Origin of the sequence: Parasphingorhabdus sp. DH2-15 (assembly GCF_051668705.1) — a bacterium.
In the GTDB taxonomy this organism is placed as follows: Bacteria; Pseudomonadota; Alphaproteobacteria; order Sphingomonadales; family Sphingomonadaceae; genus Alterisphingorhabdus.
Genome location: NZ_CP196351.1, coordinates 1,600,651 through 1,614,071, shown reverse-complemented (window position 1 = coordinate 1,614,071; position 13,421 = coordinate 1,600,651). Strand labels below are relative to the sequence as shown.

General features: G+C 49.1%; 10 protein-coding genes. 4 read left to right on the top strand and 6 right to left on the bottom strand.

What is annotated here, in order from left to right; translation table 11 throughout:
- Positions 1–40 precede the first annotated feature (40 nt).
- A complete protein-coding gene (locus ACR9YC_RS07510) occupies positions 41–823 on the bottom strand; it encodes an NAD kinase (RefSeq protein WP_438725899.1) in 783 nt (260 codons plus the stop codon).
- A 139-nt stretch (positions 824–962) separates the two neighbouring features.
- Here ACR9YC_RS07510 and ACR9YC_RS07505 point away from each other — a divergent pair, with 139 nt between their 5' ends.
- Complete coding sequence (locus tag ACR9YC_RS07505) at positions 963–2,567, top strand: EAL domain-containing protein (protein ID WP_438725897.1); 1,605 nt, start codon at positions 963–965, stop codon at positions 2,565–2,567.
- 6 nt (positions 2,568–2,573) lie between these two features.
- Here the strand turns inward: ACR9YC_RS07505 and mfd are convergent, their stop codons facing one another.
- Both mfd and ACR9YC_RS07495 read right to left on the bottom strand, forming a co-directional pair.
- Positions 2,574–6,035, bottom strand: a complete 3,462-nt coding sequence (mfd, locus tag ACR9YC_RS07500; RefSeq protein ID WP_438725895.1) for a transcription-repair coupling factor — start codon at positions 6,033–6,035, stop codon at positions 2,574–2,576.
- Positions 6,036–6,085: 50 nt separating this feature from the next.
- Positions 6,086–6,349: a succinate dehydrogenase assembly factor 2 gene (locus tag ACR9YC_RS07495; protein ID WP_438725893.1), complete on the bottom strand. Its 264-nt coding sequence runs from the start codon at positions 6,347–6,349 to the stop codon at positions 6,086–6,088.
- Between the two features lie 129 nt (positions 6,350–6,478).
- Between ACR9YC_RS07495 and recG the strand changes: the two genes are divergently transcribed.
- Positions 6,479–8,530 (top strand): ATP-dependent DNA helicase RecG, encoded by a 2,052-nt coding sequence (gene recG / locus ACR9YC_RS07490; RefSeq protein WP_438725891.1) that lies wholly within the window; start codon positions 6,479–6,481, stop codon positions 8,528–8,530.
- A 7-nt stretch (positions 8,531–8,537) separates the two neighbouring features.
- Here recG and ACR9YC_RS07485 read toward each other — a convergent pair whose 3' ends face one another.
- Both ACR9YC_RS07485 and tyrS read right to left on the bottom strand, forming a co-directional pair.
- Entirely contained in the window at positions 8,538–8,876 is a 339-nt protein-coding gene (locus tag ACR9YC_RS07485) for a PilZ domain-containing protein (protein WP_438725889.1), read from the bottom strand.
- A 92-nt stretch (positions 8,877–8,968) separates the two neighbouring features.
- A complete protein-coding gene (gene tyrS, locus ACR9YC_RS07480) occupies positions 8,969–10,195 on the bottom strand; it encodes a tyrosine--tRNA ligase (protein WP_438725887.1) in 1,227 nt (408 codons plus the stop codon).
- A 30-nt stretch (positions 10,196–10,225) separates the two neighbouring features.
- Between tyrS and ACR9YC_RS07475 the strand changes: the two genes are divergently transcribed.
- Together ACR9YC_RS07475 and ACR9YC_RS07470 are read left to right on the top strand one after the other, a co-directional pair.
- Positions 10,226–10,786 (top strand): DOMON-like domain-containing protein, encoded by a 561-nt coding sequence (locus ACR9YC_RS07475; RefSeq protein ID WP_438725885.1) that lies wholly within the window; start codon positions 10,226–10,228, stop codon positions 10,784–10,786.
- Positions 10,783–11,988: an exo-beta-N-acetylmuramidase NamZ family protein gene (locus tag ACR9YC_RS07470; RefSeq protein WP_438725883.1), complete on the top strand. Its 1,206-nt coding sequence runs from the start codon at positions 10,783–10,785 to the stop codon at positions 11,986–11,988. Before ACR9YC_RS07475 ends, ACR9YC_RS07470 begins: the two co-directional genes overlap by 4 nt.
- 140 nt (positions 11,989–12,128) lie before the next feature.
- Here the strand turns inward: ACR9YC_RS07470 and ACR9YC_RS07465 are convergent, their stop codons facing one another.
- Positions 12,129–13,310: a vWA domain-containing protein gene (locus ACR9YC_RS07465; protein ID WP_438725881.1), complete on the bottom strand. Its 1,182-nt coding sequence runs from the start codon at positions 13,308–13,310 to the stop codon at positions 12,129–12,131.
- Positions 13,311–13,421: the final 111 nt, after the last annotated feature.

The following is a 13,421-nucleotide window of genomic DNA, read 5'->3' as shown; positions in this document are numbered from 1 at the left end:
AGGAAGCCTATAGCAACATGATTCTAGGTTTGGCAAGCGTTCAAACAACAAATTGTTCAGTTGCGATGCGATCATCCAAACTATGCTCTGGATCAAATAGCAATGTCAGCGTTCTTGCAGGATCTTTGGCGATAGAAATATGCCGAATATCGCGAATTTCTTTTTGATCTGCGACCACGCTAACCGGGCGTTTCTGTTCTTCCAACACACGAAACTCGATGCGTGACGAATCGGGCAATATGGCACCCTTCCATCGTCTTGGACGAAAGGGACTTATGGGAGTCAGGGCTAGCATGTCCGATCCTAAAGGAAGAATCGGGCCGTTGGCGGATAGATTATAAGCGGTTGAACCAGCCGGCGTTGCCACCAAAACGCCATCGCATACCAGCTCGGATAATTTGATATGGCTATTGACCGACACTTCAAGTTTAGCTGTTTGGCGCGTCTCGCGTAGCAAAGAGACTTCGTTGATTGCAGGCTGCTCTATGACGCGGTCATCCATTGTCGTGGCAGTCATTAGCAAGGGGGAGACGGCAAATGGCTTGGCGCGGGCAAGGCGCTTCGCGAAATCGTCGCATTTCCCATCCCATATATTCATCAAAAATCCGACAGTGCCCAAATTCATCCCAAAGGCTGGCAATATACGGCCATGATCAAGCATCATGTGCAATGCTTGCAGCATGAAACCATCCCCGCCCAAAACTACTACAGTTTCGGCTTCTTCAAGCACGCACCAGTCATATTTTTTGCGCATCAATGCCTCTGCTTCTTCGGCATCGGGCGTGGGCGAAACAATCAGCGCTGTTTTTTCAATCGCTGGCATAAGACTTCCCAATTTATATGCAAAAAATAATAGTGGCTTCGCGAATGGCGAGGATAATGTATTAACAGCTTGCACGTATAGAAAACTGTCAAGATGATGTCGAGCATCACTATTTAGGGCACATTATAGAGAGTATGCAGTGACCGAGGACACAATTCGTCTTGCGATAAGCAATATGGCACATTTCTCTGATGAGAAATATCGCACGATTGCTCAGCATTTCTCTGCGCTGCATTGTGAGTTGGTCGGAACTGATGATGCCCATGATGCGGTTTTGTGCTTTGGTGAAGGGCATGGACATAAAGCGCCGGATAAAGCCGTAGAAGAGAATGGCGCATCGACAATCTGGTTGTTGCCGGATTCTGACCATATGGCCCCGTCAGGATCGCGATATTATATCTATTCTGATGATGGACTGAACCGCGTCAATGCAGTGCTGCAAATGGCTGTACAGCAAGGCATAACAGGGGCAGAAAGAACCCATCAGCACAAAGCGGCTATGACTGCTCCGCCTGCGATTGTGGATACGATAAACACATTGCAGGGGCCTGCATTATTCGCAATGATGATTTCATTGGGGCAATTACCGCTGATGAACAATCGCCATGGGCGTAGCACAATCAACACAGTCTTGCAGCTCCTCCAACAAAAACTGGCTCTGTTCGCTCGCGATTCGTTAGGGCGCGACGTTGAGATTGGTCGAACGGCGGATGGTTTTTTCATGTTGATTGATAGCGTTATTGACCGGACCAAATGGCAATGGATGGCAGGTGAGGTTGTTACGATGGTACGTGACACCAGTCTGGACGATCAGGATATGCTGATGCTTAGCGCCAATATTGCTCTTGCAAGGAGGCGTCCTGATGAGGCGGTCGATCAATTTGTCAAACGTTTGGTCGCTGGTTTGGAACATGCGCAAAATGACGCCTCTACCCATGTTAAATGGGCTGATCGTGATACTGATCTGGATCAGATTTTCTCTACGACATTAGAGCATGATTTGGCAGAAGCGTTGAACAATGGTGAAATTGTTGTCCGTTTTCAGCCGCAATTTTCTCTGCAAAATGGCCATCTTACAGGCGCAGAGGCGCTGGCGAGATGGGAACACCCCAAAATGGGTGAGCTTGGCGCTTCTATTTTGTTCAACGTTGCCGAACGTGCAGGACTGATGCAGCCTTTATCGGAATATATTCAGCTGGAAGCTCTGCAAAAAGCGTCACAATGGCCGGAAGCGCTTTCTGACTTGCGGCTGTCCATCAATTTAACAGCCTATGATTTTGCTGCACCCGATTTTGTTGCGCGCTTTGGAGCGATGCTCAAGCGCTCGCAATTCAACCCGCAATGCCTAACAGTTGAAATCACCGAAACTGATTTGATCAGCAATCTTGGTCGCGCATCCAAACTTTGCGTTAAATTGCGTGAACAAGGAATGCGTGTTGCTATTGATGATTTTGGTACTGGGTTTTCCAGCCTGTTATATTTGAAGTCATTGCCGGTGGATTATTTGAAGCTAGATGGTGCGATGAGCGTCGATATAGAACGCTCACCGCGTGACCGGGTCATTGTTCGCTCCATCATCGCGCTTGGCCGGGCACTCAATCTGGAGCTTGTTGCAGAAGGTGTTGAAACAGAAGAACAGCGCGATCTATTGGCAGAGGAGGGCTGCCAATATTATCAAGGATATCTTGGCGGGAAAGCTATGCATCCTGACGATTTCATAACCTTTGCCCTCCGCGCCAACTAAGCGCTATCAAGCCTTTGCAGCAATGGCGGCTAAACCTTTGGACAATTGTATCAAGCCATTAAGGCGCGATTGCGGATCTCTCCAGACACGTGAGATCATCAATTTCTGGTCTGGGCGGATTTTGGCAGTGCCTTTCAAGCGTTCAACATAAGCCAGCAACCCTTCGACATTTTTGAAATTATCATTGTGGAAGGTAACCAATGCGCCGCGCGCGCCCATATCGATTTTGGCGATATTGGCTTTCAGGCAATTGAGTTTGATCTGGATGATTTTGATCAGATTTTCCGTCGGCTCTGGCAATTTCCCAAATCTGTCGATCATCTCTGCGGCAAAGCTCTCCAGCTCTTGCGCATTTTCAAGATTGTTCAGGCGGCGATATAGCGCCATTCGCACAGCAAGATCAGGCACATAATCTTCAGGAATCAATATCGGTGCATCAACAGTAATTTGCGGCGAGAAACTGTCTTTAACAATGCCGGTATCGCCTGCTTTTGCAGCCAATATGGCGTCTTCCAGAAGTGACTGGTAAAGTTCGAAACCAACCTCGCGAATATGGCCTGATTGTTCATCGCCAACCAAATTGCCGGCGCCGCGAATATCAAGATCATGGCTTGCAAGCTGGAACCCGGCGCCCAGACTGTCGAGATCGCTCAACACTTTTAGACGTTTTTGAGCAGTCTCGTTGATGACACGGTCTTGCGGTGTTGTGAAATAGGCATAAGCGCGTGTTTTGGAGCGACCGACACGCCCGCGCAGCTGATAAAGCTGCCCAAGCCCGAAACGATCCGCACGATGAATGATCAGCGTGTTCGCGGTTGGGATGTCCAATCCACTTTCAACAATGGTTGTGGATAGCAGAACATCATATTTTTTGTCGTAAAAGGCGGACATGCGCTCTTCTACAACAGTTGGTGTCATCTGGCCGTGAGCGACTATGCTGGTAATTTCCGGCACATGTTCTTTTAGAAATTCTTCAATCTCTTTCAGGTCACTAATACGCGGGACAACGAAAAAGCTCTGCCCACCGCGGTAATGTTCACGCAGCAAGGCTTCGCGCAAAATTACCTCATCCCATGGCATAACATAGCTGCGCACAGCCAGCCGGTCGACGGGCGGGGTTTGGATGACGGATAAGGACCGTAAGCCCGTCATTGCCATCTGCAAGGTGCGCGGAATTGGTGTTGCGGTAAGGGTCAGGACATGAACGGTTTCTTTGAGCTGTTTCAGCCGTTCCTTATGCGTAACACCGAATTTTTGCTCCTCATCAATGATGACAAGGCCAATACGCTTAAAATCAATGGATTTGGCCAACAGTGCATGCGTTCCGATGACAATATCCATAGAACCATCAGCAATACCCTCTTTGGTGCGTTTTGCTTCTGCAGTCGGTACAAGCCGTGAAAGACGCCCAATATTGACCGGGAATCCGCGAAAACGCTCGACAAATCCTGCATAATGCTGGCGGGCTAATAATGTTGTGGGTGCAATGATAGCGACCTGCATACCAGACATAGCGACAGCATAGGCTGCGCGCATGGCGACTTCGGTCTTGCCAAAGCCGACATCGCCGCAGACCAAGCGATCCATGGGCGTGCCGGAAGCCAGATCATCAAGGACTTCTTCAATGACACGCTCCTGATCGTCCGTCTCTTCATAAGGGAAACGGTCAACAAAGCTGCTATAGGGCGCAGCATCCAGTGTGACGCGCTCAGATTTGCGCAGAGCACGTGCTGCAGCAGTTCGCATCAATTCTGCAGCAATCGCTCTAATACGTTCTTTTAGCTTGGATTTGCGGCGTTGCCACCCTTCTCCGCCGAGACGGTCAAGCTGCACTGTTTCACTGTTGCTGCCATAGCGGGATAGAACATCGATATTCTCAACCGGTACATATAAACGGTCGCTGCCTGCATAGCTTAGCGCTACACAATCATGGGGGCTTTGGCCGACCGGGATGGAGATCAAACCGTCATAACGGCCAATGCCATGTTCTTCATGGACCACCAAATCGCCCGGGTCGAGCGAGGATAGTTCGCTTAAAAACGCATCTGCATTACGGTTTTTACGCCGCCGCCTGACCAAGCGATCACCCAGCAAATCCTGCTCTGTAAGAACTTCTAGATTGTCATTGGCAAAGCCGCTAGCCAGAGCAAGCGTGATAATCTTTGGCGCATTATCGCCAGATGACTGAGCCTCAATCCAGCTATTAGCCTCAGTGATGGCTGTGCCGCCGCTCTCTTCGAGCAGCTTATGCATGCGGCTGCGAGAACCTTCTGAATAGCTGGCAATTATCGTATGCCGGCCAGCAGAACGATTGGTGCGGATATGCTCAACGATATTGTGGTATAAAGGGGCTTCGCTTTTTCTCTCGGGCGTAAAATCGCGGCTCGATCCAAAGCCCATATCGACAATGGTGTCGCTTTCTGGTTCGGCAAAGGCTGTTGTCAGATGCGCTGGCCGTTGACGAAGTTTTTGTCGCAGCTCTGCCTGCTCCAAATACAGTTCGTTTGGCGGTAAGGGCCGATAGGTCGTGCCATCGGCTTTCTGTGCTTCAATACGGTTTTGATAATAATCTGACACTGCGTCATGGCGCTGTTGTATGACATTGTCACTGGCGGCATCACGGACAAAAATGTCCTGTTCGGCAAAATGATCAAACAGGCTGACCATATTCTTTTCAAACAAGGGCAGCCAATGCTCCATGCCAGCCAATGGTCGGCCCTCGCTGATCGACTGATAAAGTGGATCGCTAATCGCCTCTGCAGTAAAATGCTCACGATAGCCTGTACGGAAGCGCTTGATGCTCTCATCATCCAGCATAATTTCCGATGCCGGCAGCAGCAGAAATTCATCTACTGAGGATATGCTGCGCTGATTGGCAGGATCAAACCAGCGCATAGTTTCTATCTCATCCCCAAAAAAGTCGAGGCGCAGCCCATGTTCGGAATTGGCAGGGTAGAGATCTAGTACCGAGCCGCGCACAGCAAATTCGCCGACATCAGCTACGGTGTCGGTGCGACTATAGCCTAGCGATTGCAGCTGGTTGGTCAAAGCGTCACGGTCGACGCTGTTGCCACTGCGCAATAAGGTGCTGTGTTGGCGCACACGAAACGGTGTAAGGCATCGCTGCGCCAGTGCGTTGGCTGTGGTCAAAACCAATGATGGCTGTGCTTTTTTCTGTTGTAGAGCGACAAAGGTTTTCAGCCTTTGCGCAACAACTGCACCGGAAGGTGATGCACGGTCATAAGGCAGACAATCCCAGGCCGGCATCGACAATATTTGAATATCCGGCGCAATATATTCGGCTGCTAAAGCGATATCATTCATCGCAGAATCGTCGGGCGCGATATAGATAATACGACCATCATGCTGACGGGCCATATCGCTTAAAATCAGCGGCAATGCACTGGTTGCTGCATTGCATAATGTCAGCGGCACATCGCTGCTGCTAAGGCGTTTGGTAAGGGTCATAAATCAAATGTCAGTTTCGGAATACATAATATATTGTAGCAAATGCTGATTTAGGGGATGTCGATATAATCCAGCCGCTGCATCATCTCCATCATCGGCCCGTCAAAAGGCGATGGAGGCGCTTCCCGGCCCATAGCCCATGCCATGATATCTACATCTTCCTTGGTCAGTAAATGCTCAAACCAGTCAATATCAGCATCACTCCACTGTTCATGATAGCGGTCAAAAAAGCCGCCAATCATAAAATCTGCCTCACGCGTGCCGCGGTGCCAGGCCCGGTAACGCAAACGGGCGTAAATGCGTGTCTTATCCATGTTGGCATTCTCTTTCGTGGAGACAGATGTTGAACCAAGTCAGGGCTGATGCCATAGCAATGCAATGTTCTTTCGCAAGTCCCTTGATGAAGCCAATAGTGGCGGACAGCCCTTAAGAGGGTGAAGAATATGCGTCCTGACATTCTTAATTCCTTATTCGCAGCTATTGACCAAATTAAAGGCGTTGGCCCGAAACTGCAAAAACCGTTAGAAAAGCTAGGCATTAGCAATGTTGCTGATCTGCTGTTCCACTTGCCGAGTGGATTTATTGAACGGCGCAAAGTTACCCATTTGGATGAGGCCAATGAAGGCGACCAGATTATTGTCCAAGTGACAATTACCGATGTCAAGAAAAGCCATGGGCGCGGACCGACACGGCTATTGGCGCAGGATGGTATCGGCAATATCATGGCGATAGTCTTTTTTGGGCGGCACAATGACTGGGCCGTGAAACAACTGCCATTGGGTGAGACGCGTTATATTGCAGGCAAGTTGGAGCGTTATGGCGATATGCTGCAAATCATTCATCCAGACCATATTGCTGCAGAAGATTCCGGACTTGAAGCTGTCGAGGCTGTGTATCCTTGCGCAAAAGGCCTTACCAGCAAGAGACTAACGGCCATGGTTGCTGATGCAAAAGCGTATATGCCGCAATTGAATGAATGGATTGAACCAGGCCTATTAGAGCGGGAAAAATGGCCACAGTGGAATGATGCTTTATCATCGTCACATCAGGGACCAAATGAAGCAGCACATCAACGTCTGGCTTATGACGAGATACTGGCCGGACAATTGGCTTTTGCCCTGTTACGCCGCAGCAACAGACGGCAAAAAGGGCAGGCATTGGCGGGGGATGGCCGTCTTCGTGATGCGCTGCACTTGGACTATAAACTCACCGGTGCTCAAGAACGCGCAATTGCCGAGATTTTGCAAGATCTGGAGCAACCCGTACCCATGTTACGGCTTCTGCAAGGTGATGTGGGCGCTGGCAAAACCATAGTTGCCGTCATGGCCATGTTGGCGGCAATTGAGGCAGGTGGGCAGGCTGTTCTGCTGGCGCCTACAGAGATATTATCAAAGCAGCATTTTGCTACCTTCAATAAATTGCTCCAGGCCCTTCCTATCAATGTTGAATTATTGACTGGGCGCGATAAGGGGAAAGTTCGTGAAGCAAAGCTAATGGGCATTGCTGATGGTTCCATCAATTTGGTGATCGGCACACATGCGCTTTTTCAGGATGCCGTGATATACAATAATCTGGCGCTGGCGGTTATCGATGAACAACATCGTTTTGGCGTTAATCAGCGACTAACATTATCGCAAAAGGGCAAATTACCGCCGCATATGCTGACGATGACGGCGACGCCTATTCCCCGCACGCTTACGCTGAGTCAATTTGGCGAGATGGATGTTTCACGGCTTGATGAGAAGCCGCCGGGGCGCCAACCTATAGAAACGCTGGTGATGAGTGACAGTCGTTTGGGCCAGATTATCGACGGTCTGGAACGCCATATTGCAGGCGGTGGGCAGGCTTATTGGGTTTGCCCGCTGGTCAATGAGAGTGATCTGATGGACGCTGTCGCCGTTGAGGAGCGTTATGCCATTTTGCGCGAACGCTTTGGCAATCGCGTTGAAATGGTGCACGGGCAGATGCCTGCTGACCAGAAAGATGCCGCAATGGAGCGCTTTGCCGAGGGTGAAAGCGCAATATTATGCGCGACCACGGTTATTGAGGTGGGCGTAGATGTTCCCAATGCGACTTTGATGATTGTCGAAAGTGCAGAACGCTTTGGCCTTGCCCAGCTGCATCAATTGCGCGGGCGTGTGGGCAGGGGGAGTGACAAATCGCGCTGTCTGTTGCTGCGCAGTCAGAATTTGAGTGAAACGGCGCGGGCAAGGCTGGCACTTATGCGATCGTCTCAAGATGGTTTTTTTCTTGCCGAAGAAGATTTGCGCCTGCGCGGAGCGGGAGAACTGCTTGGAACCCGCCAATCTGGCGAAGTCGGCTATAAGCTAGCGAGACCTGAACAAGTACATGCTTTGATCAGCATAGCCAATGATGATGCTAGGCTGTTGATAACACAAGACGAAAATCTGGATAAACCCAGAGGGCAAGCCGCGCGTACATTGCTGTACCTCTTCCAGCGCGATCAAGGCATTAGGTTGCTACGCGGCGGTTAGCTATGGCTTAACGGAATTTCTGCGTACCTGAGCCCGGTTTTAGGGCTTTGATAAGGTCGCTAAATTCGTTTTGGCGAATAATACGCTCCAATTGAAAACCCGAACGGCCGCCAAGTGACCATATCAGATGGGCCTCCAACTGACCGAGTGAAGGTAGGCGGACAGTTATGCGCTCGCCCTTTTGCAGGGGCATATCGCCTTCAGTCATAAAACCATTTGCCGAAATATTGACGATATGGACTTTGATATCGCCCATGCTTCTGTGTTCGGCAATGACGACATGGTCAACGCTGTGCCGCGCTGCTTGTCGCATGTCCATTACCGATAGATTTGCACCTCTTGTCATAGAGAATTTCCAATTGTGATCATCAACCACCTATTGATATTCTCTAAAACCAAAAAAAATGTAAACTTTGGCTGATTTAACAGGATTTCTGCCTAAGTTGATAAGATAGCGTGCTTTTTCTTTCCAACTGACAGTCTTCTGTCTTCAGCGGATGGAATAATGATGCTTTTCTCATCATCAATTTTCTCTCCATCAATCTTGACGCCGCCGCCTTTGATCAATCGTCTGGCTTCACCCTTGCTTGCGCACAGATGCAATTCGATCATGGCATCGACTATTGCTATCCCATTTGCAGGAACTGTCAGTCGAGGTAAATCTTCGGCCAAACCATCGCCTGAAAAAGCCTGTTTTGCAGTCTGCTCTGCTTGCAGCGCAGCAACTTCTCCACGGCACATGGCCGTTGCCGCATTGGCAAGGGCTATCTTTGCACTGTTAATCTTGGCACCTTCCAATGCTTCAAGCTGAGCAATCTCTTCGACGGGCAAATCCGTGAACAATTTCAGGAAGCGACCGACATCTCGGTCATCTGTATTGCGCCAGAACTGCCAATAATCATAATCAGACAGCTTATCCTTGTTCAGCCAGATTGCCCCATCAACAGACTTGCCCATCTTGCTGCCATCGGCTTTGGTTATCAAAGGAGAGGTAACGCCAAATAATTCACTGCCATCAATACGGCGTGCCAGCTCTATACCATTGACGATATTGCCCCATTGATCGGAGCCGCCGAGCTGTAACCGGCAATCATGCTGGCGTGACAATTCCAGAAAGTCATAGGCTTGCAGGATCATGTAATTAAATTCGAGAAATGTCAGTGGTTGCTCACGCTGTAGACGCAACTTAACCGAGTCAAATGTCAACATACGGTTGATGGTGAAGTGCCGCCCAACATCTCGCAAAAATGGAATATAGTCGAGCTGATCAAGCCAGTCCGCATTATTGACCAAGATCGCATCGCTCGGGCCATCGCCAAAGGTGAGGAATTGCTCAAAACTCTGTTTGATAGACGCGATATTCGCCGCAATGCCCTCTTCATCAAGCAATTTACGTACATCATCTTTGCCCGATGGATCACCGACTTTGGTTGTTCCGCCGCCAATCACGACAATTGGCTTATGGCCTGCTTGCTGGACCCGTCTTAGTAGCATGATCGACACCAGATTGCCGACATGCAAAGATGACGCGGTTGCATCAAAACCGATATAAGCAGGCACAACCTGTTTTTGGGCAAGATTATCCAGCCCTTCCGCATTGGTGATTTGGTGGATATAGCCGCGCTGTTGAAGCTGGCGTAGTAAATCTGATGAATATTCGGTCATAATAAGCGCGGTTAGCAGGGAGATAAGGCTTTGAGTAGGGGGTTAGGTGAAAACAAGCTGCATTTGCATGAAAATTCTGTCGCTGGTGACTATGAAGTGGCGACAAAGTACGAATATTCTGCGCAAACTATGCTCAAATTGACATTCTCTTTGACCGGCAATTTGCAATCAATCATCTTGCCCGAACAATCCGCGCAGACCTGGCAAGACAATTTGTGGCAGCATACGTGCTTTGAGGCGTTTATCGGTCTTGAAGACAGTAACCAATATATAGAATATAATTTTTCACCGTCTGGCGCCTATGCGATTTACAGCTTTGAATCTTACCGTTTTGCAATGCAGCCGGCTCTAAACCTTGTCAGCCCAGATATAACTACCCAATGGCACGGCCCGAATGCATTTCAACTTATCGCTTATGTCGATCTTGGGCAGTTGGCGCATAAAAAGCCGATGGATATGGGGTTGAGCGCGGTTATTGAACAAGAGCCATCAACTTTGGCGTATTGGGCTTTGGCGCACCCTTCAGATAAGCCGGATTTTCACAATAGGGATTGCTTTACCATCCAACTCCAGCCACCAATATGCCCATGAAAAACGGAATTGATAGATTATTACGCGATAAAGATATTCGCAAAAAGCTCCATGGCAAACGGGTTGCACTGGTCGCGCATCCTGCTTCTGTGACGGATGATTTGACGCATTCCATAGATGCGCTTGTCGCTTGCGATGATATTGAACTGACTGCTGCTTTTGGCCCACAACATGGACTAAAAGGTGATAAGCAGGACAATATGGTAGAAACGCCGGATGAAATTGATCCGGAATATAATATCCCGATTTTCAGTCTTTATGGTGAAGTACGCCGCCCGACAGCTGAATCTATGGAAACATTTGATGTCATATTGTTTGATCTTCAGGATCTGGGTTGCCGTATCTACACCTATTTGACAACGCTTCGCTATATGCTGGAAGCCTGTGCAGAGCATGGCAAGGAATTCTGGGTTCTTGACCGCCCCAATCCAGCAGGCCGCCCTATTGAAGGCTTAAGCTTGCGTCCCGGTTGGGAGAGTTTTGTTGGTGCTGCTGCTCTGCCTATGCGCCATGGCCTGACAATGGGTGAAATGGCGCGCTATTTCGTAAAAGAATGCCAGCTTGACGTTGATCTGGAAATTGTTGCTATGGATGGCTGGAGGCCTGATCTGGCACCTGAATTTGGCTGGCCTGCTGATCGGATATGGATCAACCCTAGCCCCAATGCCCCCAATGTGATGATGGCAAGGGCCTATGCCGGTACAGTGATGCTGGAAGGCACGATGTTAAGTGAGGGTAGGGGGACAACACGTCCTTTAGAGTTGTTTGGCGCTCCGGATATCAACACACAGGCCATTTTGAACAAGATGGAGCAATTGGCGCCTGATTGGATGAAGGGCTGCACGTTGCGCCCCTGTTCATTTGAACCGACATTCCACAAACATGTCGGGCAGTTGTGTCACGGCATTCAATTCCATGCGGAAGGCCCGGATTATGACCATCATGCATTCAGGCCATGGCGGTTGCAGTCACTGGCGTTCAAAGCCATTCGTTTGTTACAACCAGATTATCCGCTTTGGCGCGATTTTCCCTATGAATATGAATATGATAAGCTGGCGATAGATGTCATCAACGGATCAACCTTGCTGCGTGAATGGGTCGATGATGCAGGAGCAGAGCTAGGCGATCTAGAGGCATTGACGGTGGTGGATGAAATTGCATGGCGTGAGCAGATAAGGGATTTCGTCATATATCCGGAATAGGATAAATCTGCTGATTTCGGGTTAATAGAAGACGCTCTTTTACGGTGATACGGTCGCTAATATTATAGTCTTATATGATTGGCCCAGCAGAGAGCTAAACTTCTGGTCTGTGGAATTTTAAAAGCTAAGTTGCGGGCGGTTTATCCGCTCTTGCGACTAAGTTCGCGCATTGCATCGTCTAAGCCGTCAAGGGTTAGTGGATACATGCGATTTTTGAGTAACTCTTGGAACATACGAACGCTTTGCGAATAACCCCATTGTTTCTCAGGAACCGGATTGAGCCAAGCGGTCGCGGGATATGTGTTGACCATGCGCTGCATCCATACAGAGCCAGCTTCTTCGTTAAAATGTTCGACTGATCCACCGGGGTGGCTGATTTCATAAGGACTCATCGAAGCATCTCCGACAAATATGACCTTATAATCATGGCCGAATTTGTGCAGAATATCCCATGTCGGGGTGCGTTCGGTAAATCGGCGGCTATTGTCCTTCCAAACGCCCTCATAAATACAGTTGTGAAAATAGAAGAATTCGAGATTCTTGAATTCGGTTGTTGCTGCGGAAAAAAGCTCTTCACACAGTTTGATAAACGGGTCCATTGAGCCGCCGACATCAAGGAAAAGCAGCAACTTAACAGCATTATGTCGCTCAGGCCGCATTTTAATATCCAGCCAGCCTTGCCGGGCAGTGCCTTCAATCGTGCCATTAATGTCCAACTCGTCTGCGGCACCTTCGCGTGCAAAACGGCGTAGCCGTCGCAATGCCATTTTGATATTGCGAGTGCCCAGTTGTTTGGTGTTATCCAGATTTTGGAATTCTCTTTTGTCCCAGACTTTTACGGCGTTTTTATGCTTGCTTTCCCCGCCAATGCGTACGCCTTCAGGGTTATATCCGCCATTGCCATACGGTGATGTGCCGCCAGTGCCGATCCACTTGCTTCCGCCTTCATGGCGTTTTTCCTGTTCAGCCAAGCGCTTTTTCAATGTTTCCATAATCTCATCCCAGTCACCAAGGGATTCAATTTCGGCCATTTCTTCTTCGCTGAGATACTTTTCCGCAACCTGCCGCAACCAGTCGGCGGGAATAGTGGCATTCTGTTCTTCAAAACTGGTTTGAATGCCTTTGAAAACATGGGAAAAAACCTGATCAAATCGATCAAGCTGCCCTTCGTCCTTCACTAAGGTTGCGCGCGAAAGATAATAAAATTCCTCTGGCGAACGTTCAATCACGTCCTTGTCCAGCGCCTCTAGCAGAGCAAGATGTTCCTTAAGCGAGGCTGGAATACCAGCGCTGCGCAATGCATCCATAAAATCAAAAAACATAGCTATTCCATTGTCCTTTGTGGCTGTGTTGCCCGAAAATCTGCACTTGGTCAAAGCGGAATTTGCGATCTTTCAGCTTACCATATCAGGCAAGTGATTATCGCATGGTTT

What these genes read in the sequence shown, in the direction of transcription:
- ACR9YC_RS07470 (WP_438725883.1), top strand. Translation starts at nt 10,783, where the DNA reads ATGAAAAACGGAATTGATAGATTATTACGCGATAAAGATATTCGCAAA.
- ACR9YC_RS07495 (WP_438725893.1), bottom strand. Translation starts at nt 6,349, where the DNA reads ATGGATAAGACACGCATTTACGCCCGTTTGCGTTACCGGGCCTGGCAC.
- mfd (WP_438725895.1), bottom strand. Translation starts at nt 6,035, where the DNA reads ATGACCCTTACCAAACGCCTTAGCAGCAGCGATGTGCCGCTGACATTA.
- ACR9YC_RS07465 (WP_438725881.1), bottom strand. Translation starts at nt 13,310, where the DNA reads ATGTTTTTTGATTTTATGGATGCATTGCGCAGCGCTGGTATTCCAGCC.
- recG (WP_438725891.1), top strand. Translation starts at nt 6,479, where the DNA reads ATGCGTCCTGACATTCTTAATTCCTTATTCGCAGCTATTGACCAAATT.
- ACR9YC_RS07510 (WP_438725899.1), bottom strand. Translation starts at nt 823, where the DNA reads ATGCCAGCGATTGAAAAAACAGCGCTGATTGTTTCGCCCACGCCCGAT.
- tyrS (WP_438725887.1), bottom strand. Translation starts at nt 10,195, where the DNA reads ATGACCGAATATTCATCAGATTTACTACGCCAGCTTCAACAGCGCGGC.
- ACR9YC_RS07485 (WP_438725889.1), bottom strand. Translation starts at nt 8,876, where the DNA reads ATGACAAGAGGTGCAAATCTATCGGTAATGGACATGCGACAAGCAGCG.